We start from the raw sequence: 23,557 nt of genomic DNA, 5'->3' as shown, positions 1-23,557 counted from the left end.
TTATTAGTTTATTGTTCTCATTTTCAAAAAAGCAACTCCTAACCAAATCACAGAGGCTGTCATTGCAATTGCTCCAATTAATACCAGTGCAGGAGGCAAACCAAAATACACCTCCGTTAGTATTCCTATTGGCATTAATAAACCTGTAAGTGCCAACCAAGAAATAGCTTTCACGTTTTGAAGTTTGTCTCTGAAATGTAGAAGCAAATAGCCAATTAGGATGTTTAGAAAGGCGAACAAGTTCCCGTGAACGTGAGCCAGTCTGCTTTCAAAATGCTTGCCGATACTGTATGAGTTCGCCCATTCTTCTCTACCCGGAGCGAAGTCACGCAGGTAAATTAATAGAAAGCCGTAAGCCATAAAAAGCCCCATTGTCAGGAAGCCTATTGCTATGTTGTTTTTACCGTTCATTTTGTATATATTTTTAAGTAAGTGAATATTCGCTCACAAAAATAGTTTATTTTATTTATACCTGCAAGTTTTTTTGAGAAAACTTTAAAATGTGACGAAAATCATCTTGGTGCGGTGGATAATTGGCTCTTTTTGAGTTTGCCTGTGTGTCGGGTTGTGTGAGGGACAACTCCCAAATGTGCCGATGCCGGCTGGCTAAAATTATTTTTTAAAATGTGCGGTAGAAATATTTTAAAAACCTTGCGTTGGCTTTAGTGTCGGCAAAATGGTCTGGTCGCTGTCGAGTTACAGCGAAATTTTCAACCGAGTTTTTGTCGCCCGAGAATTATTTGGTAGTCAAAAGTCTGGTCGTTTTGTTGTCCATTTGATCGTTGCACTGTTGTCTTTTAGTCTTGCTTACAACGGTTTTGCTGCCCGGCGACAGTGGCGAGTTCGCAGCCTGCAGTATAAATTTAGTGAAAAGATTTTAAGAAGAGTGAAGTTGAATTAAGAATATTGCAGCCATTGCGCCGTGACCGCTGTTATGCCAGTGCTAATTTTACATGTCCATTTGTTTCTTAAAAATTATAAACTCTTTTTCGTTCAATCAGAATTGTCCGCGCCAAAATAGTAAATATTTTTCTTTGTAAATTTTGGTCGTAATTTTATTTTTTCTTCATCTGTTAACTCCAACTTGAAAGGTGAAAATATCCGTTGAAGTGGTTAGTTATCTTAATGCTTATGACGCGTCGAGTCGGTTAAAGGTGCAGGTTTTATATCTTTCTTACTATCAGGCTTACTTTTTTTAGGCCAGTCCTGAACAGGCCCGGCATTTTTAAGGCGGTCATTTGCTCTTCCGGCTTTTACTGTATCTTTTCCCGTTTTTTTTATGCCTTGGGACTTTGCTGTAACGGCAAATAAACTACTAATCAATAAAATAATATATTGCGTTTTCATTATTTTGTTTTTTCAATTAAATATAGTTTTTCTAATAAATATACCCTTTAATAATGAGCTTTAGTTAAATGGACATAATTTTAATCCTTTTTGTGTTTCTGTGTATACTGCAATACACATGTTGACTGTTTATAGCATTGGGCCTCACTTGTTTATATGCGCACCATTGGTTCGCATATTCAACCTGCTGTTGGTTATATTCCCGCACCTTAGGTGCGCTTTATCAAACATAGTAATTTTTTTATAAATAATCAAATGGGGATATTATATTCTGTCTTCTCGTTGGAAGCTGCGTATTATAATTTTGAAATGCAGAATCCTGTCTGTAACGCTGCCAGAATCATAAAATAATTAGTATGGTTTTATCTATAAAAAATCCGCGTCAAAATGCAGGGGAAGCAGGTCTTTGATGGTTTTGAATATATAAACAGGCCCGGTTTCGCCCATCAGCAGCACTTCAATATCCTGGCGGTGTTTGCATTCCGCCTCAAAGATGGTTTGGCGGCAGATGCCGCAGGGTGCCGCCGGTTTCGTCACGGGGTTGTGTTCGCTGCTGCACGTGATGGCAATCGCTCTTATCTTTTCATGGGAGGCCAGGGAAGCGGCGGCACTCAGCGCCGTGCGTTCCGCGCAAAACCCGATCGGGTAGGAGGCGTTCTCCTGGTTGCTGCCGTGGATGATCTGGCCGTTGTTGAGCAGCATAGCCGCACCGACCTTAAAATTGGAATACGGCGCATAGCTGCCTTCCTTCGCCTTGCGTGCTTCCTGTATCAGAAGCTGATAGTTATCCGGCAACTCGTCAAAAGTGGGAATACAGCTATAGTTGATTTCAAATTTCAAATTTTCCTTCATCGATCAGTATTTTCAGTTTTAGTAATGCCAGCACTGAGATGGCATCTTTGATGGTTCCGTCCATCGCCATTGCTATAGCCTCATTTAAAGATAGTTTTTTTATCTGTAATTGTTCCGTATCGTCCGGTTCGTTGTCGCATTCCGTCAGTTCCTGTGCCGCAAAAATCACCGCCAGTTCGTCCGACACCGAATTGGATGTATGGCTAACGGCAATCTGTGTCCATTTGTTCGCCGTCAGCCCCGCTTCCTCCTTCAGCTCGCGCTGTGCCGCTTCCAGGATATCGTTTTCCAGCAGGCCGCCGCCTTCCGGGATTTCCCAGCTGTACTCGCTGAGCGGATAGCGGTACTGGCCGACGAGCCGGGTATTGCCGTCCTTGTCCAGCGGCACAATGCCGATGGCATAATTTTTCAGGTGCACCTTGCCGTAAATACCCTTGCTGCCGCCCGGCGTCAGCACCTCTTCATGCGTGACGGTAATCCATTTGTTGTCGTACACGATCTGTATGGATAAGGAAGTCCACGGGTTTTTACTTTCGTCCGTCATTTATTGTTGCAGTTATAGATTATATGTTTTCTCGATTCTCAATTCTAAAATCCTTATTCTTCCATCAATTTCTCTGCCAGATACTTCATCCCCGCACCGGCTTTCTCGGTAATATACTCCACGTTCTGCATGCCTGAAATGGCAGGTTTGTTCGGGTCAATGACGTATTTCGGTACCGTAAAATCCGTGTAGTGTACCAGCCCTGCCGCCGGATAAACCACCAGCGAAGTGCCGACGACCACAAAGATGTCAGCCTGTGCGGCAATCTTTCCCGCCGCTTCTATCATCGGTACCGGTTCACCGAACCAAACGATATGCGGTCGCAGCTGCGAGCCTTTTTCACAGCGGTCGCCGGTATTCAAATCTTCTTTCCATTCGTAAACAAGATGTTCATTCAGGGTGCTGCGCACTTTCAGCAATTCGCCGTGCAGGTGCAGGACATTCGATGAGCCGGCACGTTCGTGCAGGTCATCCACATTCTGTGTGATGATGTGTACATCGTATTTCTTTTCTAATGTCACGAGCAATCGGTGTGCTTCATTCGGTTCGCATTCGAGCAGCTGCCTTCTGCGCTGGTTGTAAAAGTCCAGCACCAGTTCGCGGTTGCGCTGCCAGGCTTCAAAAGTGGCCACCTCTTCAATGCGGTGATTTTCCCACAGGCCGTCGCTGTCGCGAAATGTCCTGATGCCGCTTTCCGCGCTGATACCTGCGCCGGTGAGTACCACTATTTTTTTTCTTTCAGGCATTTTTATCACGGTGTAGAATCATGAATGCGTTTCCCAGATGTTCGATGATGTCGGAAGCCGTCAGGCTTTCCATGCTTTGCGTCTGCAGTGCACAGTCGCCCGCTAGTCCGTGCAGGTAAACACCCAGCAGGGCGCTGTGTAAAGGCGGGCAGCGTTGTGCTGAAAGTCCGGCGATGATACCGGTCAGTACATCGCCGCTGCCGCCGGTGGCCATGCCGGGGTTGCCGGTGGAGTTGAAATACACCTGGCCGTTCGTATCGGAAATGCTCGTGTGTGCACCTTTCAGCACGACGATCACTTTGTGTTTTCTGGAAAAATCCTGTTGCAGCTGCAATCGTTCAAAATCATTTTTCCATCTGCCGGCTAAGCGTTCAAACTCTTTGGGATGCGGCGTGAGCAGGGTGTTTTCCGGCAGCGATTTTAAAAGCGTCTTGTTTTTAGACAGCCTATTCAACCCATCTGCATCAATGATGAGCGGCGCTTTATTTTTTTTCAAAAAGGCGGCAAATGCTTTTTGTGTCAGCGGGTGGTCGCCCAGTCCCGGGCCGATGGCAACGGCATCGTATTTTTTAGAATCGGGAATGGAGGAAATGCAGGTGCTGTTTTTATCCGTTGCACACATGGCCTCCGGAAAGGCGGACTGGAAAATGGCATAACCGCATTTGGGAATATGCGCGGTGATCAGCCCGGCTCCGCTGCGCAGACAGGCTTTTGCGGCTAACAGCGCTGCACCCATTTTGCCATGACTGCCTGCAACGAGGAGTGCATGTCCATATATTCCCTTGTGCGAAAATTTTGTCCTGGCGGGAAGAATAGGTTCCATGTCTTCCTGCTCCAGATAGAAAAAAAAGCTTTGTTCCTTTTTGATGAAATCTGTATGTAATCCGATGTCCAGGATGGTAAAGTCCGGAACGTATTTCCCGTTTTCCGGAAGCAGGAAAGCCAGTTTAGGCGATTGAAACGTGTAGCATTTTCCGGATTGTACGGCTATGCCTTCGGTGTGTTGGTCGGCAAATAATCCGCTGGGAATATCGACGGAGACCACCTCCCTGAATTTCTTTTCATTCAGTTTCTGAATGACATCAAAGTACAGGCTGTCCTGTTGTATCGGTTTGTTTAATCCGCTTCCGAAAATGGCATCCACCAGAATGGCATCTTGCTGCAAGGTGTCCGTAAAGTCACAGTCTTTGATATAATGGATGCAGTGACGGTACTTTTTTTGAAGCCGTTTTAGATTGGTCAGATTGTCTTCAGAGGGATTTTTGCTGTCAAAAATATATACGGTAACCGGATGTAATTGCTGGAGCAATAAACGGGCTATAACCAGTCCGTCTCCGCCGTTATTGCCGTTGCCGCAAATGATATGCTTTGGAAGGTGTTTATCCGGAAAGTCTTGCTCCAGCTGCCGCACGAATGCAATAGAAGCCCTTTCCATCAGCTCAACGGAGGGGATGGGTTCGTGCTGAATCGTGTATGCGTCGGCATTCCGGATTTGTGCGGTATTCAGTATCTTTTTCATCGTTCCATTCTTTTGATGCTGTGCAGCCGGTGTGTGTACGCATGGGTTGCCTCATCATAAATCCCCTTTTCATCCAGTATGTCCATTCTCACTTTTCCGGAGGCGTGTATGATTCGGGTTTTATCCTTTTCTTTGATGACGATACCTACATGTATCACCCGTCCTTCCGTATTGTGAAAAAACGCCAGGTCGTTGGTTGTGCTGTTTTCAAAGTTTATTTTCTTGCCCTGTGCCGCCTGCTGACAGGCATCGCGTTTAAGTGGAATGCCATGAACTTTGAAAACTACCTGTGTGAAACCGGAACAATCGATGCCCATGAATGTTCTGCCGCCCCACAAATACGGTGTATGGAGAAAAAGCAGGGCGGTCTTAATTAAGGAACGATGAACTGGTTTGGTATGTTCCGTCACAGCGCCCATCGGAATGATAAGTGTTGCATCTTCTTTTTTTATTTTCTCAAACAAGGAGGAGACAACGGATATTTCCTTTTTATTTTTTGTCTTCGTCCATGCATATTGCTTATTGTCTATCCATCCTTCGTAGTGGTCGTGGTGCAGTTTTATTTTACACCATTTTTCGGTTCGTTCCAAGACATCAAACGTTTCTCCGAATAAAACCTGATTGACCATCTCTGCCTTGTCAGAAGGGGTTGCGCGCATGGGAATGACGGATAATTGCAGGATGCCTTTCATGGATGAAATGTTAAATAAGGGAATATGGGTTGCTTTAAATCAATTAATCAACGTTTTCGTCAGAAAATTACAAATAATCTATTGACAATACGACAAAACGCACGTAATATTACGTTAACATAAAAACCCCATGACCCATGTTTTTTTCATATCGCTTATTGCGAGGCCGCCTACGGTCTTCTGAAAGTGTCATATATATTGCCTTGTGTTGTTGCGCATTTAGTATAATGCCTCTGACATCTTTTGCTCAGCTGAACGCCAATTTCAATATGAGTAAAGACAAAGGATGCGCACCATTATATGTAACCTTTACCAACACATCCACCGGTTTTCCGGATAGTTGTTTCTGGGAGTTGGGGATAAACGGCAATACATCCGACGAATGCAATCCGAGCGCCATCTTTAACCTGCCGGGTGTATACAATGTAAAACTGACTGTCTACAAAGGCAGTCAATCTTCTACCATCACTAAAACGGTAACCGTGTTTAAAGACCCGGTTTCCAATTTTGATGCATTGCCGCGAACCGGATGTGTGCCGTTTAATGTGCAGTTTCAGGATCTATCGACTCCCGGGGATGCGCCAGTCGTCAACTGGCTGTGGGATATGGGTGACGGTAGAACGGAAACGACTCAACATCCGCTGCATACTTATACGTTCAGCGGAAACTTAACGGTATCATTGATTGTCACCGACGGCAACGGGTGTAAAAATACGCTGACGGTTAGGGACTTTATCAAGAAAGCAACGGCTCCTGCAGTGGATTTTACCATAAACAAGGCACAAACCTGTCTGTTGCCGTTCAATGCCAATTTCCAAAGTACGGTGACGGCGCAGTCTGCAGTAACCTATTCCTGGGATTTTGGCAACGGCACCACTTCGACTGCATCAAATCCAACTGTCGTATATAACAGCGGAGGAGATTATACCGTTTCGCTTTCTGTACGGGATATGAATAATTGTGTCACAACAAAGACGAAACCCAATGCCGTCAAGATAGAAAAATTTACCCTGAACGCAAGTGTGCCTTCGCCTGTGTGTACAAATACCACTGCGACTGCAAGTGTTTCATCTAACTATTTCCCCATTTTTTGCAACTGGGATTTCGGTGATGGCAGAACGTCATCAACTGTTGCTCCTTCCATCAATTATCCCAATCCCGGTACCTATAATTTAAGTGTCAAGGCAACCAATCTGGAAGGATGCCGCGATTCCATGCAGCAAACGATAGTGGTAAACCTGGCACCAGTAGCTGGTTTTACGGCAGACCAGACTAAATCATGCAAGCCATATACCGTAAATTTTACGAATAACTCGGTAAACGGCAGCACATACAAATGGATCATCAGCAGTCCGAACGGATTTTATACAACGGTCACAGATGTGAATCCCTCCGTGGCATTGCCCAGAAATGGCTATTATGATGTTAGTCTGATCGTTACTGCCGCCAATGGCTGTACGGACAGAACAGACAAGCCGCTGTATATTTGGATAGGGCCGGATCAGATGAATCCTGCTGCGGATAAAACGGAAGGATGTATTCCGCTGAAAGTGCATTTTAATGCGAACCTGACCAACAACTGGACGCCCAGAAGCATAACGTGGAATTTTGGCGATGGCACAACGGGTACGGGTCCCAATCCCGTTCACACATACACCACAACCGGGGATTTTTATGTAAAAGTGAAAGTACTGTATGATGCACCCTGTGATTCACTGGAAGCCACCATCGGCCCTATTCATGCCGGCGATAAGGTGCCGTTTACAGGGACTATGGATTATGAGAAGGTGTGTGTGAACCGTGAGATGGTAACCTATACGGCCAGCGGCGGCAGGCCTACGACAGAATTCTACTGGCTGTACGGCGACGGAACCGGACAGGGCAGGAATACGACGCATATCTACACCGTGCCGTCACAGCCCAGAAAATACCTGGTGCAGTTAATAGCAGTCAATAATACCTGCAGAGATACTTTAGATATACAGGAGATTTTTGTGGCATACCCTAAAGCAAGATTTAATTATGTATCCACCTGTAACAGCCAGACGGTGACTTTTGAAAATCTATCAGAAGGACATACGTCCGCAACCTGGATTTTCGGTGACGGAACAACGCTGACAACCATGGATGCCAGTTTATCCCATACCTACCCGCCCAGTGTGACGGAAGTGACTGCTTCCTTAGCTGTTTATAACGATTCCACCGGCTGCAGGGATACGCTTTCAAAAGTGATAAAATTCGCGAGTATTGATTCATTCAGATACACCCTTACACCACAAAAAGGATGTGCACCACTGAAAGTGCTGATGTCGGCACCCAGTGATACCGGTGTATTTAATTACATATGGGAATTGGGAAACGGCGACAGGGGTTTCGGTAATAATTATGTTGCTACCTACCCTGCAGAAGGACAGTTTGTGGTGAAAATGTTTGTACGCTACAACAATGGCTGTCTGATCGCTTCGAGCCAGAGAGATACTGTGACCGTTATAAAGGCACACGCCGATTTCAATTTTGATAAAGCCAGCGGATGTGTTACGGCGGTATTTAATTTCAGAGACAGCAGTTATTCCAATAGCTCACCGATTGTTTCTTACTCCTGGTTGTTTAATAATACTGCTACTGCCAGCGGACAAACGGCATCTTATGGGTTTAATGCATTAGGTACCTATTCCGTAAAGCTGACCGTGCAAAATCAGGAAGGATGCCGGGATTCGCTAACAAAGACAGTAACCGTATCGGAAGTGAAGGCTGATTTCGATAAAGATAGGAACGGAGTGTGCGCGGGTAAATCCATTCAATTCTTTAACCGTTCCAGTGCGAATGCCGTGTCCTATTTGTGGGATTTTGGTGACGGCACGACGTCAGCAGAACGGGAACCTGTTCATGCATTTCCGCAGGAAAGGGATTATACGATAAAGCTGACAGTCTCGGACGGAAGAGGCTGTGAGAATACCGTGGCGAAAACCAATTTTGTCACCATTAAAAATATCCATGTCAACTTTACCGCAAGCCCGACTTTTAAAACATGCCCCGATCTAATCACCGATTTCCAGCTGCAGGCACCTGCCAATATGCAGTTTAAGAATGTATTCTGGGATTTTGGAAATGGCAATACCAGTGATGATAACAACCGGACACCGCAAGGTGTTTATACCCGTTCGGATTCATTCGATGTGAAACTGATAGTGGTGGACACCAATAATTGCACTGATACCATCTTTAAACCCGATTATATCATTGTTGCCGGACCGCAGGGTACTTTTTCATTCTCACCGGATTTCGGATGCGCACCTTTTGATGTAACCTTCAGAGCCCAATTCAAAAATACCACCACCACCATCTGGGATTTTGGAAACGGCGATACCCGACTGGATAATACGTTAAGCACCACTACCAACTATACTTACAGAAGGGAAGGAGATTATACACCGACCCTGGTACTGAAAGATAATTTTGGCTGTACCGTGAATATCGTTTCTACCAAAAAGGTGAATGTTGCCCGCTTATTTACCGCTTTCGGGGTAGACAAAGCCAATGTATGTGACGGCAGCGGAATAGTAAATATCAGAGACTCTATCTATTCTTCACCGAACTCACCGGTAAAAGAATATTACTGGTCATTTACAGACTCGCTGAACAAAACCACCAGAGGTGTCGGCGATACCTTTATCCCAACCGGCCCAGGCTCCTACTGGATAAGATTCTATGCAGAAAATACATTTGGATGTACCGGCAGAGACAGTGTAAAGGTGGGCGTATACACCAGTCCGGTTCTGACAGATATCAAGGATAAGGTGATCTGTCGTGGTGAACAGATACCATTAGATGTTTCCGGAAACCCGACAGCAGTGCAGTGGTCGCCGAATAATTCTCTAAACACGCCAACGGGTGCCAATGTAGTGGCAAGGCCTGATACCACCACTACCTATATTATCAAAGCCTTTCATCATCCGCAGTGCCCTGTTTATGACACGGTAAAGGTGGAAGTAAAAACACGTCTGAACGTCAGGGCATACCCGGATACCATTCTGTGTTTGGGTGATACGATCCAATTACATACGGAAGCGGAAAATACATCGCTGAACATAACCAAAATTACCTGGTCGAATTCACCTGCGCTATCAAATATAAATGATCCGAATCCGCTTGCGTTCCCGAAATCCAATACTACATTCTATGCCATCTTTGAAAATGGCGCCTGTTTGCTGCAAAAGCTGCCGGTGCAGGTGGATATAAAACCATTGCCGGCAGTAACGGCTGGAGTAGATCATATCATCATCAAAGGTTCTGAAGTGCAGATAGATGCCACATCACCCAATAACGTCACTTACATTTGGAGTCCGGATTATAAACTATCCTGTACCGAATGTCAGAATCCAATGGCATCACCGGAAACGGATACCAGTTATATTGTGACTGCTGTCAATGAATTTGGCTGTAAGGCAAAAGATATTCTGTTAATTAGGGTAATCGAAGATTGTTCCGGCAGAATGGTCTATGTTCCGAATACCTTCTCTCCGAATGGTGACGGACAAAATGATGTGCTGAGAGCTTTGGGGCCGGGAATCTCCTCCGTAAAACAGATTAGGGTATTTAACCGCTGGGGGCAATTGATTTTTGAAACCAATAACCCTGAAACCGGCTGGGACGGCACCTATAAAGGGGAACTCCTGAACCCCGGTGTGTATATGTATTATATGGAGGTGGAGTGTATTAACGGACAAAGAACCATACGAAAGGGAGATGTAACCTTATTGAGATAACACAGAAACATATTTCAAACCCCAATAAATCCTATTAGATGAAAACCTTTATTCCCTGGATCATGATACTGCTCATCGGGTGGCATGCACAGGCACAGGATATGCACTCTTCGCAGTTTTATGCCGTCCCGTCCAATATAAATCCTGCATTCACAGGTTTTATCAATAATGATTACTACGTTGCCGCTACTTATAAAACCCAATGGCGCAGTATTTCCACACCTTACCAGACGATAAGCGGAAATGCCGAATTATCCCTGCTGAAAAATAAATTCCCCAATTCCATTTTAGGAGTGGGTGTATACGTCGCTCATGACAGGGCGGGTTCTACGAATTTTACGAATAATCAGGTGGGCGTGAACGTGTCTTTCTTACAGGTACTGGATGTTAAACGAAATCACATAATAGGGGTGGGATTTCAGAATGGCATTTCCATGCGCAAATTTGATTTCTCCAAAGCTACTTTTGAAAATCAGTTCAACGGATTTGACGGCTTTGACCCAACATTGGACCCTCTGGAAAACGGGTTGCGTACCAGTCAGGTGGATTACAATCTGGGCATTGGCGGACTGTATTCGTTCTCACCTAAAGAGCATACTAATTTCTTTGCCAGCTTTTCAATCTTCAATCTTACCCGCCCGAACGTATCGTTTTATATTGAACAGGAAAACAGATTGTTTACCCGCTATTCGGCGTTTACCGGAGGTGAATGTATGCTGAAGGGAAACTGGTCGATGCAGCCATCCTTTCTTTTTCAAAAACAGGGGCCGAATATGGAAATTGTGTTCGGCAGTTTCGCGCGCTATGGGTGGTTCAAAAACAGGAAAGAGATGTTAGCGCTCAATTTTGGCGCATGGTATAGGGTAAATGATGCCTTGATTCCCGCGGTCAAACTGGAATACAAAGGATTTAATGTCACGTTTAATTATGATATCAATGTTTCCAAACTAACGAAAGTAAGCAGATTTAACGGCAGCGGGGAAATATCCATTTCCTATTCGGGAAGGTTGTTTAAGGACCGCGTAAAACCGGTTAAGCCGGTATTCTGTCCGTCTTTTGCGTTTTAAAATAGGAATCATGCTGAAGCAGATAGGCTTTCATCACCAGAAATGTCTGTTGCTTCAGCGTTTCCAGGTTATTGGACGATAGGCCTGTTGTTGTTATTGGGGTAAGATGGGCTATTTCCAATGTTCCGGGTTGCACGAGCAAAGTGTCAACCCGGTTTATCTTTCGGATATTCGTTAGTACCACCGGCAGTACCGGTACCTGTGCCTCAATGGCCAACTCAAAGGCTCCGTCATAAAATGGAATGAGCGGGTTTTTGGTCCTGTTACGTGTACCTTCGGGAAAAATTAATACGGAGATGCCTTGCTTCAGGTCATTCAGCATGCGTATCTTGCTTTGATAACGGGCTTCCTTGCTGCTTCTGTCCACGGGCAGGCACATCAGCGAAAATAATTGCCCTAACCCTGGAATCAATGTCAGTTCTCTCTTTACCAACGGCTTGGCGGGAACACGCTGTCCGTAAGCCGTAGCCATCATATCGGCCGCATTCACATGGTTGACCACCACCACATATGTCTTGTCTTTGTTAATATTTTCCAGTCCTGTTATCTTGTATCGCATACCCACCAGCACCGACCAGATAAATAGGGCTGACCGGTTAATGATATAAACACCGTTGATTTGTTTTTTATACGGCACCAGTTTGAGCAGCAGATAACCCATTGCCATAGGAATCGTGAGCAGCATAAAACTTACCACCGTCCAGATGCTGTAGAAAAATTTCAGGATTTTCAGCATATACCCAATAGGATTTTACCTGAATATAAATTTACTAAAAATATCGATTGTTTCTTTAATCAGCGATGAAAGCTGAAATTTGAATTATCTAACGGTTGGTGTACCCACTGATTATATTTATCATTTAGTTTCGCTTAGTGAGGACACCAGCCGATAGCTTTCAAGCGATAAAGATACAACCGGATGCCTTGTCTCAGCCCGATTCCTGCTTGCCATGCAATTTCAACAGACTCTCATCAACCGGATTCCCAACATTTAATTAATAATTAACGTCTTGTGTATTTATTTGTTAAAGTTTATTTTGCCTGAATGCGTATTTTTGTTTGTTACGGTTTTTATTAAGGTCGTATTCCGCATTTGCGGAACATAAATTGTAAATTGTACACCCATTATGAAAGTATTAAAATTTGGAGGATCTTCTGTAGGTTCTGTTGAAAATATTCAGCGCATCATCGGTATCGTGCAGAAGGAAAAAGAGCAGGGAGAAGACGTCGTATTGGTCTGTTCGGCATTCAGCAAAGTGACGGACCAGTTGATTAACGCCGGAAAGCTGGCGGAAAAAAAGGACAATCAGACCTATCTGGAGATATTTGAAAGTTTCAAGGAACGCCACCGTGCTGCCATCGAAGCGCTGGTCACCGATGCGGATGTGAAAAAGGAGATGCTCGAAGAGTTTATCGAAAGCATGGAAAGGGTGGAGGATATCCTGAAAGGAATCAACCTGCTGGGTGAGTTGTCCGATAAAACACTTGCTCAGTTGGTGTCTTACGGCGAGCGTTTTTCCTCCTTCATTGTTGCGGGTGCTTTAAAGAGCGCCGGGCTGAACGGGATTTATGTAAATGCCACAAAACTGGTACGAACGGATTCCAACTTTCTATCTGCAAAGGTGAATTTTGATAAAACGAACAAAAATATCCTTGATTTCTTTGAAGCCATCCATGGTGTGGCGGTGGTTACCGGATTTATCGGCAGCGATGAATATGGCAATGTGACCACGCTGGGTCGTGGCGGCTCGGATTATACGGCAGCTATCTTTGGTGCCGCACTCAAATCGGATGCCATCGAAATATGGACGGATGTGAACGGTGTACTGACGGCAGACCCTCGCCGGGTGGAACAGGCATTCACCATTCCTACCTTATCCTACAAGGAGGCGATGGAGTTATCCCATTTCGGCGCAAAGGTGATTTATCCGCCCAGCATTCAGCCGGCATATATCAAGAATATTCCGTTAATCATCAAGAATACCTTTAATCCCGAACATCCGGGTACATTCGTTTCCAAAGATTCCGGGAAATCAAACAATGTCATAAAAGGCATTTCTTCCATTTCGGATATCGCGGTGCTGCGCATGGAAGGTACCGGTATGATAGGGGTGGTGGGCATTGCTTCCCGATTGTTCGGCTGCCTGTCCAGAGCAAGTATAAATATCATCTTTCTGACACAAGGCTCTTCCGAGCATTCCATTTGTTTCGGGATTGTACCGTCGGATATTAAAAAGGCCCAGAAATCCGTGGAGGAAGAATTCAAGTATGAGATTCAAAACAGACAGATACAGCCATTGGTGGTGGAAACCGGCAATTCGATCATTGCCGTTATAGGAGAGAACATGTCCAATGTGCCGGGCGTTCCCGCAAAGATGTTTAAGGCACTCGGAAAAACGGTATCAACGTGAAAGCGATTGCACAGGGTTCTTCCGAGTTGAACATCACTGCTGTGATTGACAGATTAAACGAAGCAAAAGCATTGAACGCACTGCACGAAATATTCTTTGAAAGTGACGTACATTCCATCAACGTATTTCTGGTGGGCCCTACCGGCCTTATTGGAAAAACATTATTGAAACAAATCAAGAATCAATTTGAATACCTGAAAAAAGAAAAATCTATTCAGATCAATATAACCGGTATGATCAATTCAAAAAAATCGCTGATCAACAGCAATGGGATAGATTTGGAAGATTGGGAGAAGGTACTGAATGAAAAAGGGGAAAAATCCGATCTCGAAACGTTTACCAATAAGGTGATTGACCTGAATTTTGCGAATACCGTTTTCATTGACTGTTCGGCCAGTAAAACGGTGGTGGAATTTTATGAGAAACTCCTGAAGAAAAGTATTTCCATCGTTACACCAAACAAAATTGCGAATACACTGAGTCAGGAAAATACATCCGCCTGCGTGAACTCGCCAAGTTGTCCAATGCCCGTTTTATGTATGAAACCAATGTGGGTGCCGGATTACCGGTTATCGGCGTGTTGCAGTCACTGATGAATTCGGGCGATAAGATTTTAAAGATAGAAGCGGTATTGTCCGGCACCTTGTCGTTTATATTCAATACGTATAAAGGTGATTTAAAGTTCTCGGATGTGGTACTGGATGCCAAGGCAAAAGGATTTACAGAACCTGACCCTCGTGATGATTTGTCCGGACTGGATGTGGCGCGAAAAGCGCTGATACTTTCCAGGGACTCGGGTGTTCAGATGGAATTGACGGATATCAAGGTGGAAAACCTGGTACCCGAAAATTTAAGGGAGGTGGATGTGAAAACATTCCTGGGAAAATTGCCGGAGCTCGATGCACCCTACGAAAGCCTGAAAAAAGAAGCGGAGAAAAACGGGAATGTATTGCGCTATATGGCTGTCATAGAAGGCAATAATGTGGAGATTGTTTTAAAACAGGTGGACAGTAAGCATCCATTCTATAACCTGAGCGGAAGTGATAATATGATTGTCTTTACAACAGAACGGTATAAAAATAATCCACTGGTAATTAAAGGGCCGGGAGCAGGCGCAGAAGTGACGGCGGCAGGTGTCTTTGCAGAAATTATCAGCATCGGTAATTATATGGCAAATTAAACACCACTATAAAACCATCTTTTTATCCGAAGGGAAATTTAGATATTGCAATTTGAAAATACGATTTAAGTGAATCGATGTTGTGAATTGAGAACAAACAATCGCATTTCCCCTCTTGAGAGGGGACTGAGGGTGTGTAAATACTGACGAAATGAAAGTAGGCGATAAAATAAAAGTCTTTGCTCCCGCAACCGTAGCAAACGTTGCCTGTGGTTTCGATGTGCTGGGTTTTGCCATTGACAAACCCGGGGATGAATTAATTATGGAAATTACGGAGGAGAAAGGTGTGGTGATAGCAGACATTGAAGGCGATGGAGGCGTATTGCCACGTGATCCGAAAAAAAATTCGGCTACCGTTGCGATTCAGGATTATCTGGATTACATACAGGCGGATTTTGGCTGTAAGATATGGCTGAAGAAAATGATGCCGAGCGGCAGCGGTTTGGGCAGCAGCGCTGCCAGCGCAGTGGCAGGTGTTTATGCCATAAACATGTTATGCAATGAACGACTGACTAAACAGGAGATGCTGCCTTTTTTGCTGGATGCGGAAAAAGCCGCCTGCGATGCCGCCATAGCTGATAACGTGGCAGCCGGTTTGTTCGGCGGCTTCATCCTTGTCAGAAGTTATGAGCCGCTGGATATCCTGCAGATTCCGGTGCCCGAAGATTTGTGGTGTGCGGTCATTAATCCGCATGTGATTGTACTGACCAAAGATGCACGCGAAATTTTGCCGAGAGAGATTCCGTTGGCGCATTCCCTGCGACAAAGTGCGAATGTGGGCGGCATGATGGTCGGTTTGCTGCGGGGTGATTATGACTTAATCGGCAGAAGCCTGGTGGATTATATCGCAGAACCGTACAGAAGCAAGCTGATTCCCGGATTTTATGAAATGAAGCAGGCGGCGAAAGATGCAGGTGCCCTGGGTGGTAGTATCAGCGGCAGCGGACCCAGCGTATTTGCACTCTGCCATGGAAAGGAAATTGCCGAAAAGGCAGGCGAAGCCATGAAAAAAGTGATGCAAGAGATGAATATCGGAGCGGATGTGTATGCCAGTAAAGTCAATAACCAGGGACCGAAGGTGCTGCCCATGACAGATTAAACTATCTAAAATGAAAGAATTTCTCTCAATCTATAAAACGGAAGTGATCATTGCTGTGATAATTTTAATAGTGATGTTTGTTCCATATATGATTATTAATTCAGGAATCATTACTTCGACTTCGGCTTTGCTCGGCTTTGATACGATTACCCGTTTTTTTACGCCACTCATAATGGGCGTGTTATGCGGAGTAATTGTGTACAGAGCTTTTAAAAGAAACAGGGAAGAAGACAGATAATTCCACGTCCTGTCATTTCGAACATAACGGGGAATCTTATTGATTATTAGAAAAAAAAGTAAATACGTACATGAAATTATATTCCACCAAACACCAAAGTCCGGACGTCGATTTGAAGGAAGCGGTACTGAAAGGGCTGCCGCCGGATAATGGTTTGTATATGCCGTATGTGGTTAAGCCGCTTCCGCAGAAATTCTGGGACCATCTGGAAAGTTATACGTTCACGGAGATGGCGTATCATATCGCCCATAATTTCATAGGGGAATCGATACCTGCCGCTGAATTGAACAAAATCATACAGCAGGCGTATGACTTTGATGCACCCCTGATAGAAGTGGGGGATTATTCCGTTCTGGAATTGTTTCACGGTCCCACGCTGGCATTCAAGGATTTTGGTGCCCGCTTCATGGGCAGGCTGATGGGATATTATTTGCGCAATAATGACAAGGAGGTTAATATTCTCGTGGCTACCTCCGGTGATACCGGCTCTGCCGTAGCACACGGTTTCCTGAATGTGGAAGGAATAAAGGTAACCATCCTTTATCCGAAAGGTAAGGTAAGCGATATACAGGAAAAACAATTTACGGCGCTGGGCGCCAATATTACCGCTTTGGAGATTGATGGTACCTTTGATGATTGTCAGGCACTGGTGAAGCAGGCATTTCTGGACAAAGAACTGAATGAAAAACTGACATTGTCTTCTGCCAACTCTATCAATATCGCCCGTCTGATTCCGCAGTCGTTTTATTATATATATGCATACAGACAGCTGGATGATAAAAGCCTGCCTTTGTATTTTTCAGTTCCATCCGGAAATTTCGGCAACCTGACCGCAGGATTATTTGCTAAAAAAATGGGGTTGCCGGTCACTAAAATGATTGCGGCTACCAACTCAAATGATGTGTTTACCATTTATCATGAAACGGGGAAATTTGAACCGAAAGTATCGGTCCAAACCATTTCCAATGCGATGGATGTCGGCAATCCGAGCAATTTTGCCCGTCTGATGGATATCTATGACAATGAGGTGGAAAATGTACGCGATTCCATCGAGGCATACTCCTACAACAATGAACAAACGGCTGATTGTATCCGAAATGTATTTGAACAGTATAATTATTTAATGTGTCCGCATACGGCAGTAGGCTATCTGGGCCTGGATGAGTACGTATATGAAAACGATTTAAATCCTTTATATATAAACGGCATTATACTGGCCACCGCGCATCCGGTTAAGTTTGGTGAGGTGGTGGAACCGCTTATAGGAGAAAAGGTGGAAATTCCGGAGCGCCTGGAAGCCATAATCAAAGGAAAGAAACTATCCGTACCGATGACTGCAAATTTTGATGTGTTCAAAAACTGGCTTCTCAGTTAATGATTTTTTCACATATTTTAGCTATATTTAATACCTAAAGTGAAAGATATGCAACGAGTCATTACACTCCTTTTTTTAATTATCTGCTTCCTTACTACTTTTTCTCAAACTAGATTTAAAGATGAATTATTTTCTGTTAAAAAAAATATCGATATTCAGTATGGAAGTAATTACGATAATAAAAACCAGCTGACCAATCTTTTAATGGATGTATATGAACCACAGGGTGATACAGCGTCCGTACGGCCAATAATATTTTTTGTTCATGGCGGTTCATTTGTAGGAGGCAGCCGCAATGATCAGTCTATAAATTTAACCGCAGAATATTTTACAAAAAAGGGTTATGTCACGGCAAATATAGAATACAGGGTACAGCAAACAACCTTAATTGCACCTATTTTGGATTTTGCAGATACATATAACTGGCATAGGGCAATCGTCAGGGCAGTTCAGGATCTGAAGGCAGCCATACGATACATTAAAAAGGATGTCGCTCAGAATAATAATTACTACAGGGTGGATACGAATTCCATTTTTATTTATGGTTCATCAGCCGGAGCCATTACCATGCTCCATACAGTTTACCTGAATGATACTTTAGAAATGAATTTCATTTTTAAACAATCTTTTAAAGAGTTAGGTGGTCTGGACGGAAACAGCGGAAACCCTGGCTATACAATGAAAGGGATAAAAGCAGTAGTCAGCTGTAGCGGAGCAATTGGAGACTTGAATTATATTAATGATAACAGAGATATTCAGTACCTGGCTTTTCATAACAATCCGGATCTGACCGTGCCTTTTGATGCAGGTTGTTTTGTGACGGTAGCCTGCTGGTTAGGACAGTTTTACGGAGGCAACAGGATTTATCCCAGAATGATAAACAACGGTACCTATGCTGAATTTTATCCTATAAATAAAATAGGACATCCTGTTGATCAGGCAGGTGATACCGCTACGTATCCTTTTATTGTGCAAAAAACAACGGACTTCCTCTACCGCATATTGAATCCGGGCGTTGTTTCATCGGTTCATTCGGATGGTATGAAACGGCTGGAATTATTTCCCAATCCTTCCACCGGCATGTTTTCTGTCCAGATACCCACGGATATTCAATATAAATCAGTTACACTTGAAATCATGAATACGGAAGGGCAACTGGTGTATACCGCAGAAAGTAAGAATAAGGAAAAGGTAGTACTAAACTTACAGCTTCCAAATGGCTTGTATGTTCTTTCGATGAAGACAGACACTCAGTCGTATCTGTCCAAAATAAGTATCGTTCACTAAAGCTGATTATTTTTCTTTCATCTTTACGGCCGGCGTTGAGACAGGATTGATAATGCCGGTATCATCATGCGGAAACCGGCAGGAGTAGTTCTTGAATTTTTTTGGCTTGGTTTTGTATCTTGGGTCGGGACGGTAATAATCGGAAGAGATAATTTGCGCACCACTTTCAAAGGCTTTCATCATCTGAAGGTAGTCGCCGCTCCTGTTTTGTTTATTGGGGTTGTCTGCCCTTGTCCGGATGATATAGCCTTTTTGTACAGCCTGTTTAATTTCATTTTGGTTCTCAACCGGGTCATCGAATTTTATGAATGCAGCTTCGGGGTTACCTTCTTTCGAGAATGTAAACATCAGTCTTTCTTCCAGATTCGGATGTCCGATTAGGTAAGGCTTATCCGCTTTGTCCATTGTGATAAAAATAAATTTACCGCGTGCTGCTGCTATGCTTGGCCAGTTGTTGGCGGCAACGGCTTCACGGAGCGTAGCGAAATTTCCTCTTACCACATCGGGAGTGATTATTTTATCCGGATGATTACCAAAAATTTCTTTTATTTCTTTGTCGATATCATCACACAATGCAGGGGTGAAGGGAATAGCTTTTGAAAAGTGCAGCTTTTTCAGTGTGGATGCAATGGATTCTTCCTTACCCTCTATTAAAATAAAAATGGGTAAATGATCCGGATGGGCATCGCTCCATTTCTTAAAATCAGCAAGCATGCTTATGAATGTAAAATAACGCGTATTGTAATCGATATCCGGTATATGCATGACCTTGAATCCGGGTTCTTTGAGTGCGTCTATACCGGATGCCTTGGGTTTGCCCAGCAGGTTGTTCTTCTTTCTGTAATAAAATTGCCCGCCTTGAGGGTCTGGATAGATGTCTATCTCAAAACTTCTGAGATGAAATGAATCCAGCTGCAGTTGCAGCGGTTCGTGTTCATAATCCAGTTCATGCGGGTCATACCCTTTGGGTAAAATGCCGCTCAACCCTTTCAGGAAATTGAGGACAGGCTTATTGGCACGTAAATGATAACTGTTGTGGCTGCCTATAATCTGAAGTTGGTTGATCTTCAGCGAATCGATATTTACGGATGTTTGACAATAGCCGAAAGAACTACATGTCAGGAGAACACAAAAAAGGAATTGAAAACGAATGTGCTGCATACCGCTAAAATAAGCAGAAAATAAGGAAAAGTGCTACTCTGCAATTTTTCCGATACCTTGTTTGTCGGCGGCACTCACTGGATTAATCCTGGCAAGGTCACCATTTGGAAACTGACATTTGTAATCGGTGAATTTAGTCGGTTGTGTTTCGTATCTGGGATCGGGCCGATAGTAATCTGTTGAAATAATCTGTCCGCCGCTTCTAAACGCCGCCTCCTGATTGACATAACTGCCTGTTCTGTTCTCGCCGTTAGGCCCATCCGCTCTGGTACGTATAATATATCCTGCCTCTACGGCTGTTTTAATTTTTGTCTCATCGCCGGCAGCATCATTGTATTTCAGGAATGCGCTTTCCGGAGTGCCGGGATCATCCATGTATAAGAACATGGCTCTTCCCTGAAAAGACGGATGCCCCTGAAGATACTCGTTGTCGCCGCCGCCTTCCATCACAAAAATAAATTTTCCCCGGCTTTCACCAATTGTCGGCCAGTTGCCCGCCTGTACAGCTTCTTCTAATGTGGCAAAGCTCCCTCTTACCTTGTCCGGTGTTATTACCTTTTCCAGGGCATCGCCAAACACACTCTTGATTTCTGTGTCAATATCATCGCATAATGATGGGGTGAATTTTATGGCTGTGGTAAATCCTAAAAATCCGAGTATGTCACCTACCGTTGTTTCTTTGGTTTCTATATGCAGGAAGACAGGAATATGATTCGGGCGGGCATCCGACCAGGTTTTAAGCGCTTGCAGGGTACTTTTAAATGTGTAGAAGTGCGTCTCATAATCGATATCCGGTATGTGCAGCACTTTAAAGCCGGGTTGTTTCAATTCATCGATGCCGGAAGCTACGGGAAGCTGTGCAAACAGATTACCCTGTCTGTTGTAAAATCTTCCCCCGGCAGGGTCGGCATAAAGATCGATTTCAAATCCCCTCATCTGGTAGATATCCAGCTGGTCTTCCAGTGGCTCATGGTAATAGTCGAGCGCTTCCACCTTATATTCGGCGGGCAGCAGAAAATTGATATTTCCGAGAAAAGAAAACAGGTTGTTGGGCATATGCTTGTGGTAGCTGTTATGGCTTCCTAAAATCTGTATCTGGTTCAGTTTTAATTTATTGATCTCGGTCTGGTCAGGAATGGATGAGCTGTTTTCTTTTGAACAACCGGCAAGAATGAATGAAAATAAAAGTGGATAGAAATGTGTTTTCATGTTGAAAATTCTGTGTAGATAAAGATAGTAAACTTTATTCAATACATGAAATCACGATAAGAAAAAGCGCCCGTCAGGCGCTTTAGAACTATTTTAGTCTGCTCATAAATTAGACTGCAATCTTGCATTCAAGTTGTATCTAATTTACGGGAAGCGCAACTTTTTTAACACATTATTTTTGAGGTAATAATAACTCGCGGATATATTTGACCGGTGCGCTGCCATAACTCAGAAACGCTTCATTGAATTTCCTGACGGTGTAGTCGCTGCCTTTTATTTTCTTATACTCGTCCCTCAGCTGCATGATTTCATGGAATCCGGTAAAATAGCTGCATAACTGTACACTGGTCAGTGTGGCTCTTTTCCATTTTCCTTCCGCTTCCGCCTGTTGCTGGAATCCCTGGTTGACCATCAGATCCATCGCCGCTTCCTTGCTCATGTTTTTGGTGTGGATGCTTATATCCAGGATGGTATTGCAGACAGCTCTCAGATTCCATTTATAATACATCAGCCACATTTCAGGCTTATTGTTGCCATACCCGTTCTCCATCATCATGTATTCGGAATAGACCGCCCAACCTTCTATCATGGCTCCGTTTCCTAAAATAGATTTGATTACCGAAGGGGATTTGTTGCTGTACATCAACTGAACATAATGTCCGGGGATGGCTTCATGAATGTTCAGTATTTGCAGGATATACTGGTTGTACTCTTTCAGGTAGCTTTCAGCACGCTCCGCGCTCCATCCATCCAATGTACCCACATTATAGTAGGCGGTACCGTTTTTTTCATAGGGTCCCGGCGAACTCATGGATGCTCCTGCCACACCGGCCATGTAGCCGGGTTCTTTACGGACTTTAAGCGGTTTGGCAGGATCCATGTAAACCAGATTCTTTTCCTTTACAAATGCAGTGAGTTCCGGTAACTGTCTTTCTATTTCCGTTTTAAAATCTTCGGGTCGCACGTGCTGCACGGAGATGGTGTCAATTACCTTTTTAATCAGCACCAATTTATCTATCGGCATGGATTGATTGCCGAAATATTTAGGCCAAAGGCTAACAGCTATCTTTCCCATTTCAGTATGCAGGAAATCTTTCCGGTCTAATGCTGCTTTAAATATTTCATCTGACGTATACGTGCTTTGAATGTCGTAATTGAATTTTTGGGCATATAAATCTGCTCCCAGCCGGAAACTTCTGGGGTTATCGTTTTTAAAGGATTTAAGGAATACGATGTAATGGCGTATAGCGTCGGCTGCTTCTTTTCCCCGTTTCAGATAAGCCTCTTCCGTTTCAGGATAAAATTTCATTGCCTTGACGGAATCCACGAAATCAGATTCAAAAACGGATAAGGTCCCTTCGTTCTGTTCAATCGCCAACAGGAGATGTTCTGCTGTAGGATTCCGTATGTTTTTTTCGGCTGCTGTATAGTAGGCAGCTACATTTCTTAGTTTGAGGTAAAAATCTGCTAACCGGGTTTTTAGCGGAGCATAATCTTCTGATAAGATATACGAAAAGGAGCTGCCAATATTATAATTAGAAGGATCCCATTCATGGGATTTCAATGTCTTAATATCCCATCTGATTTTTTTCAGGAAATTCTCCATCAGGTAATAATCGGTTTTATTGGCACCGGTTAGTTGGTCAACCGGAAAACTTTTAAGTTTTTTAAGCTCTACGTCTGAAAAAGACAATTCTTTAGAACGTTGAATGTCCGTTGGTACATACAGGATACTGTCGTATTTATGATAGCCGATCATGGTTGCCCAGTCCGGGTACATTTTCCATAACCTTTGTATGAAACCGGCCTTGTAATTATTGAATAATACATTTTTAGAGGGTGGTGTTGAGCCGGAAAATGACAGCAACATGCTGCAAAAAAGGAAGATGCTAAGACTTATCTTTCTCATATTTATAATTTGGGTATAAAAATACAAATTCATTTCATTAATCTTAATTTAAAACACCATATCTTTCAATAGCCATATATTTTTGTAATTTTGAGTATATGTTACGCGTGCTGCACTCATTTCATCCTCTTTTTCATCACTCCAGATAGGGGTGT

At 43.8% G+C, this 23,557-nt stretch carries 17 protein-coding genes and 1 pseudogene; 7 read left to right on the top strand and 11 right to left on the bottom strand.

Annotated features, from left to right (window positions below):
- Window positions 1-3: 3 nt before the first annotated feature.
- The 7 genes from IPM95_05480 to IPM95_05450 all read right to left on the bottom strand — a co-directional run bounded on the left by IPM95_05480 (window position 4) and on the right by IPM95_05450 (window position 5,700).
- The gene (locus IPM95_05480) at window positions 4-411 is read right to left on the bottom strand and encodes a hypothetical protein (GenBank protein ID MBK9328769.1); all 408 of its coding nucleotides are present in this window, start codon (window positions 409-411) and stop codon (window positions 4-6) included.
- A 711-nt stretch (window positions 412-1,122) separates the two neighbouring features.
- Window positions 1,123-1,347, bottom strand: coding sequence for a hypothetical protein (locus tag IPM95_05475; protein MBK9328768.1), 225 nt, complete (start codon window positions 1,345-1,347; stop codon window positions 1,123-1,125).
- Between the two features lie 366 nt (window positions 1,348-1,713).
- Window positions 1,714-2,199 carry a cytidine deaminase gene (gene cdd, locus IPM95_05470; protein MBK9328767.1) on the bottom strand — a complete coding sequence of 162 codons (486 nt, stop codon included), beginning with the start codon at window positions 2,197-2,199 and terminating at the stop codon, window positions 1,714-1,716.
- Window positions 2,177-2,743, bottom strand: coding sequence for an NUDIX hydrolase (locus IPM95_05465; GenBank protein ID MBK9328766.1), 567 nt, complete (start codon window positions 2,741-2,743; stop codon window positions 2,177-2,179). The genes cdd and IPM95_05465 overlap by 23 nt, the downstream gene beginning before the upstream one ends.
- A 53-nt stretch (window positions 2,744-2,796) precedes the next feature.
- Entirely contained in the window at window positions 2,797-3,489 is a 693-nt protein-coding gene (locus IPM95_05460; protein ID MBK9328765.1) for an NAD-dependent deacylase, read from the bottom strand.
- Window positions 3,482-5,008 (bottom strand): NAD(P)H-hydrate dehydratase, encoded by a 1,527-nt coding sequence (locus IPM95_05455; GenBank protein ID MBK9328764.1) that lies wholly within the window; start codon window positions 5,006-5,008, stop codon window positions 3,482-3,484. The genes IPM95_05460 and IPM95_05455 overlap by 8 nt, the downstream gene beginning before the upstream one ends.
- Window positions 5,005-5,700: a C40 family peptidase gene (locus IPM95_05450; GenBank protein MBK9328763.1), complete on the bottom strand. Its 696-nt coding sequence runs from the start codon at window positions 5,698-5,700 to the stop codon at window positions 5,005-5,007. The genes IPM95_05455 and IPM95_05450 overlap by 4 nt, the downstream gene beginning before the upstream one ends.
- A gap of 227 nt (window positions 5,701-5,927) precedes the next feature.
- Here IPM95_05450 and IPM95_05445 point away from each other — a divergent pair, with 227 nt between their 5' ends.
- Both IPM95_05445 and IPM95_05440 read left to right on the top strand, forming a co-directional pair.
- Window positions 5,928-10,466 (top strand): PKD domain-containing protein, encoded by a 4,539-nt coding sequence (locus IPM95_05445; GenBank protein ID MBK9328762.1) that lies wholly within the window; start codon window positions 5,928-5,930, stop codon window positions 10,464-10,466.
- A gap of 38 nt (window positions 10,467-10,504) precedes the next feature.
- Window positions 10,505-11,533 carry a PorP/SprF family type IX secretion system membrane protein gene (locus tag IPM95_05440; protein ID MBK9328761.1) on the top strand — a complete coding sequence of 343 codons (1,029 nt, stop codon included), beginning with the start codon at window positions 10,505-10,507 and terminating at the stop codon, window positions 11,531-11,533.
- On the opposite strand, the gene IPM95_05435 is transcribed toward IPM95_05440, so the two are convergent.
- On the bottom strand, window positions 11,499-12,269 hold the full coding sequence (locus IPM95_05435) for a 1-acyl-sn-glycerol-3-phosphate acyltransferase (protein ID MBK9328760.1): 771 nt from the start codon (window positions 12,267-12,269) through the stop codon (window positions 11,499-11,501). The two genes, IPM95_05440 and IPM95_05435, sit on opposite strands and share 35 nt — an antisense overlap.
- Window positions 12,270-12,660: 391 nt before the next feature.
- On the opposite strand from IPM95_05435, the pseudogene thrA reads away from it, so the two are divergent.
- The 5 genes and pseudogenes from thrA (at window position 12,661) to IPM95_05410 (ending at window position 19,123) form a co-directional block, all read left to right on the top strand.
- A pseudogene (gene thrA, locus IPM95_05430) lies at window positions 12,661-15,124 on the top strand (bifunctional aspartate kinase/homoserine dehydrogenase I).
- A 151-nt stretch (window positions 15,125-15,275) separates the two neighbouring features.
- Window positions 15,276-16,223 carry a homoserine kinase gene (locus IPM95_05425; GenBank protein MBK9328759.1) on the top strand — a complete coding sequence of 316 codons (948 nt, stop codon included), beginning with the start codon at window positions 15,276-15,278 and terminating at the stop codon, window positions 16,221-16,223.
- 10 nt (window positions 16,224-16,233) lie between these two features.
- The gene (locus IPM95_05420) at window positions 16,234-16,461 is read left to right on the top strand and encodes a hypothetical protein (protein MBK9328758.1); all 228 of its coding nucleotides are present in this window, start codon (window positions 16,234-16,236) and stop codon (window positions 16,459-16,461) included.
- A 70-nt stretch (window positions 16,462-16,531) separates the two neighbouring features.
- On the top strand, window positions 16,532-17,836 hold the full coding sequence (thrC, locus tag IPM95_05415; GenBank protein ID MBK9328757.1) for a threonine synthase: 1,305 nt from the start codon (window positions 16,532-16,534) through the stop codon (window positions 17,834-17,836).
- Between the two features lie 48 nt (window positions 17,837-17,884).
- On the top strand, window positions 17,885-19,123 hold the full coding sequence (locus IPM95_05410) for a carboxylesterase family protein (protein MBK9328756.1): 1,239 nt from the start codon (window positions 17,885-17,887) through the stop codon (window positions 19,121-19,123).
- A gap of 6 nt (window positions 19,124-19,129) precedes the next feature.
- Here the strand turns inward: IPM95_05410 and IPM95_05405 are convergent, their stop codons facing one another.
- The 3 genes from IPM95_05405 to IPM95_05395 form a co-directional block, all read right to left on the bottom strand.
- On the bottom strand, window positions 19,130-20,284 hold the full coding sequence (locus IPM95_05405; GenBank protein MBK9328755.1) for a hypothetical protein: 1,155 nt from the start codon (window positions 20,282-20,284) through the stop codon (window positions 19,130-19,132).
- A 33-nt stretch (window positions 20,285-20,317) separates the two neighbouring features.
- On the bottom strand, window positions 20,318-21,493 hold the full coding sequence (locus tag IPM95_05400; protein ID MBK9328754.1) for a hypothetical protein: 1,176 nt from the start codon (window positions 21,491-21,493) through the stop codon (window positions 20,318-20,320).
- A 172-nt stretch (window positions 21,494-21,665) separates the two neighbouring features.
- On the bottom strand, window positions 21,666-23,402 hold the full coding sequence (locus tag IPM95_05395) for a DUF885 domain-containing protein (GenBank protein MBK9328753.1): 1,737 nt from the start codon (window positions 23,400-23,402) through the stop codon (window positions 21,666-21,668).
- Window positions 23,403-23,557 lie beyond the last annotated feature (155 nt).

The organism is Sphingobacteriales bacterium (assembly GCA_016719635.1).
Classification (GTDB): domain Bacteria; phylum Bacteroidota; class Bacteroidia; order Chitinophagales; family JADIYW01; genus JADJSS01.
Note: the sequence above shows the minus strand (reverse complement) of the source record. Positions and strands in the feature narration are given on the sequence as shown.

Bases quoted from the DNA above. Each gene is read 5' to 3' on its own strand.
- IPM95_05435 (MBK9328760.1), bottom strand. From the start codon at position 12,269: ATGCTGAAAATCCTGAAATTTTTCTACAGCATCTGGACGGTGGTAAGT.
- IPM95_05465 (MBK9328766.1), bottom strand. From the start codon at position 2,743: ATGACGGACGAAAGTAAAAACCCGTGGACTTCCTTATCCATACAGATC.
- IPM95_05405 (MBK9328755.1), bottom strand. From the start codon at position 20,284: ATGCAGCACATTCGTTTTCAATTCCTTTTTTGTGTTCTCCTGACATGT.
- IPM95_05420 (MBK9328758.1), top strand. From the start codon at position 16,234: ATGAAAGAATTTCTCTCAATCTATAAAACGGAAGTGATCATTGCTGTG.
- IPM95_05475 (MBK9328768.1), bottom strand. From the start codon at position 1,347: ATGAAAACGCAATATATTATTTTATTGATTAGTAGTTTATTTGCCGTT.
- IPM95_05410 (MBK9328756.1), top strand. From the start codon at position 17,885: ATGCAACGAGTCATTACACTCCTTTTTTTAATTATCTGCTTCCTTACT.
- IPM95_05440 (MBK9328761.1), top strand. From the start codon at position 10,505: ATGAAAACCTTTATTCCCTGGATCATGATACTGCTCATCGGGTGGCAT.
- IPM95_05480 (MBK9328769.1), bottom strand. From the start codon at position 411: ATGAACGGTAAAAACAACATAGCAATAGGCTTCCTGACAATGGGGCTT.
- IPM95_05455 (MBK9328764.1), bottom strand. From the start codon at position 5,008: ATGAAAAAGATACTGAATACCGCACAAATCCGGAATGCCGACGCATAC.
- IPM95_05400 (MBK9328754.1), bottom strand. From the start codon at position 21,493: ATGAAAACACATTTCTATCCACTTTTATTTTCATTCATTCTTGCCGGT.
- IPM95_05395 (MBK9328753.1), bottom strand. From the start codon at position 23,402: ATGAGAAAGATAAGTCTTAGCATCTTCCTTTTTTGCAGCATGTTGCTG.
- cdd (MBK9328767.1), bottom strand. From the start codon at position 2,199: ATGAAGGAAAATTTGAAATTTGAAATCAACTATAGCTGTATTCCCACT.
- IPM95_05450 (MBK9328763.1), bottom strand. From the start codon at position 5,700: ATGAAAGGCATCCTGCAATTATCCGTCATTCCCATGCGCGCAACCCCT.
- IPM95_05460 (MBK9328765.1), bottom strand. From the start codon at position 3,489: ATGCCTGAAAGAAAAAAAATAGTGGTACTCACCGGCGCAGGTATCAGC.
- thrC (MBK9328757.1), top strand. From the start codon at position 16,532: ATGAAATTATATTCCACCAAACACCAAAGTCCGGACGTCGATTTGAAG.
- IPM95_05445 (MBK9328762.1), top strand. From the start codon at position 5,928: ATGCCTCTGACATCTTTTGCTCAGCTGAACGCCAATTTCAATATGAGT.
- IPM95_05425 (MBK9328759.1), top strand. From the start codon at position 15,276: ATGAAAGTAGGCGATAAAATAAAAGTCTTTGCTCCCGCAACCGTAGCA.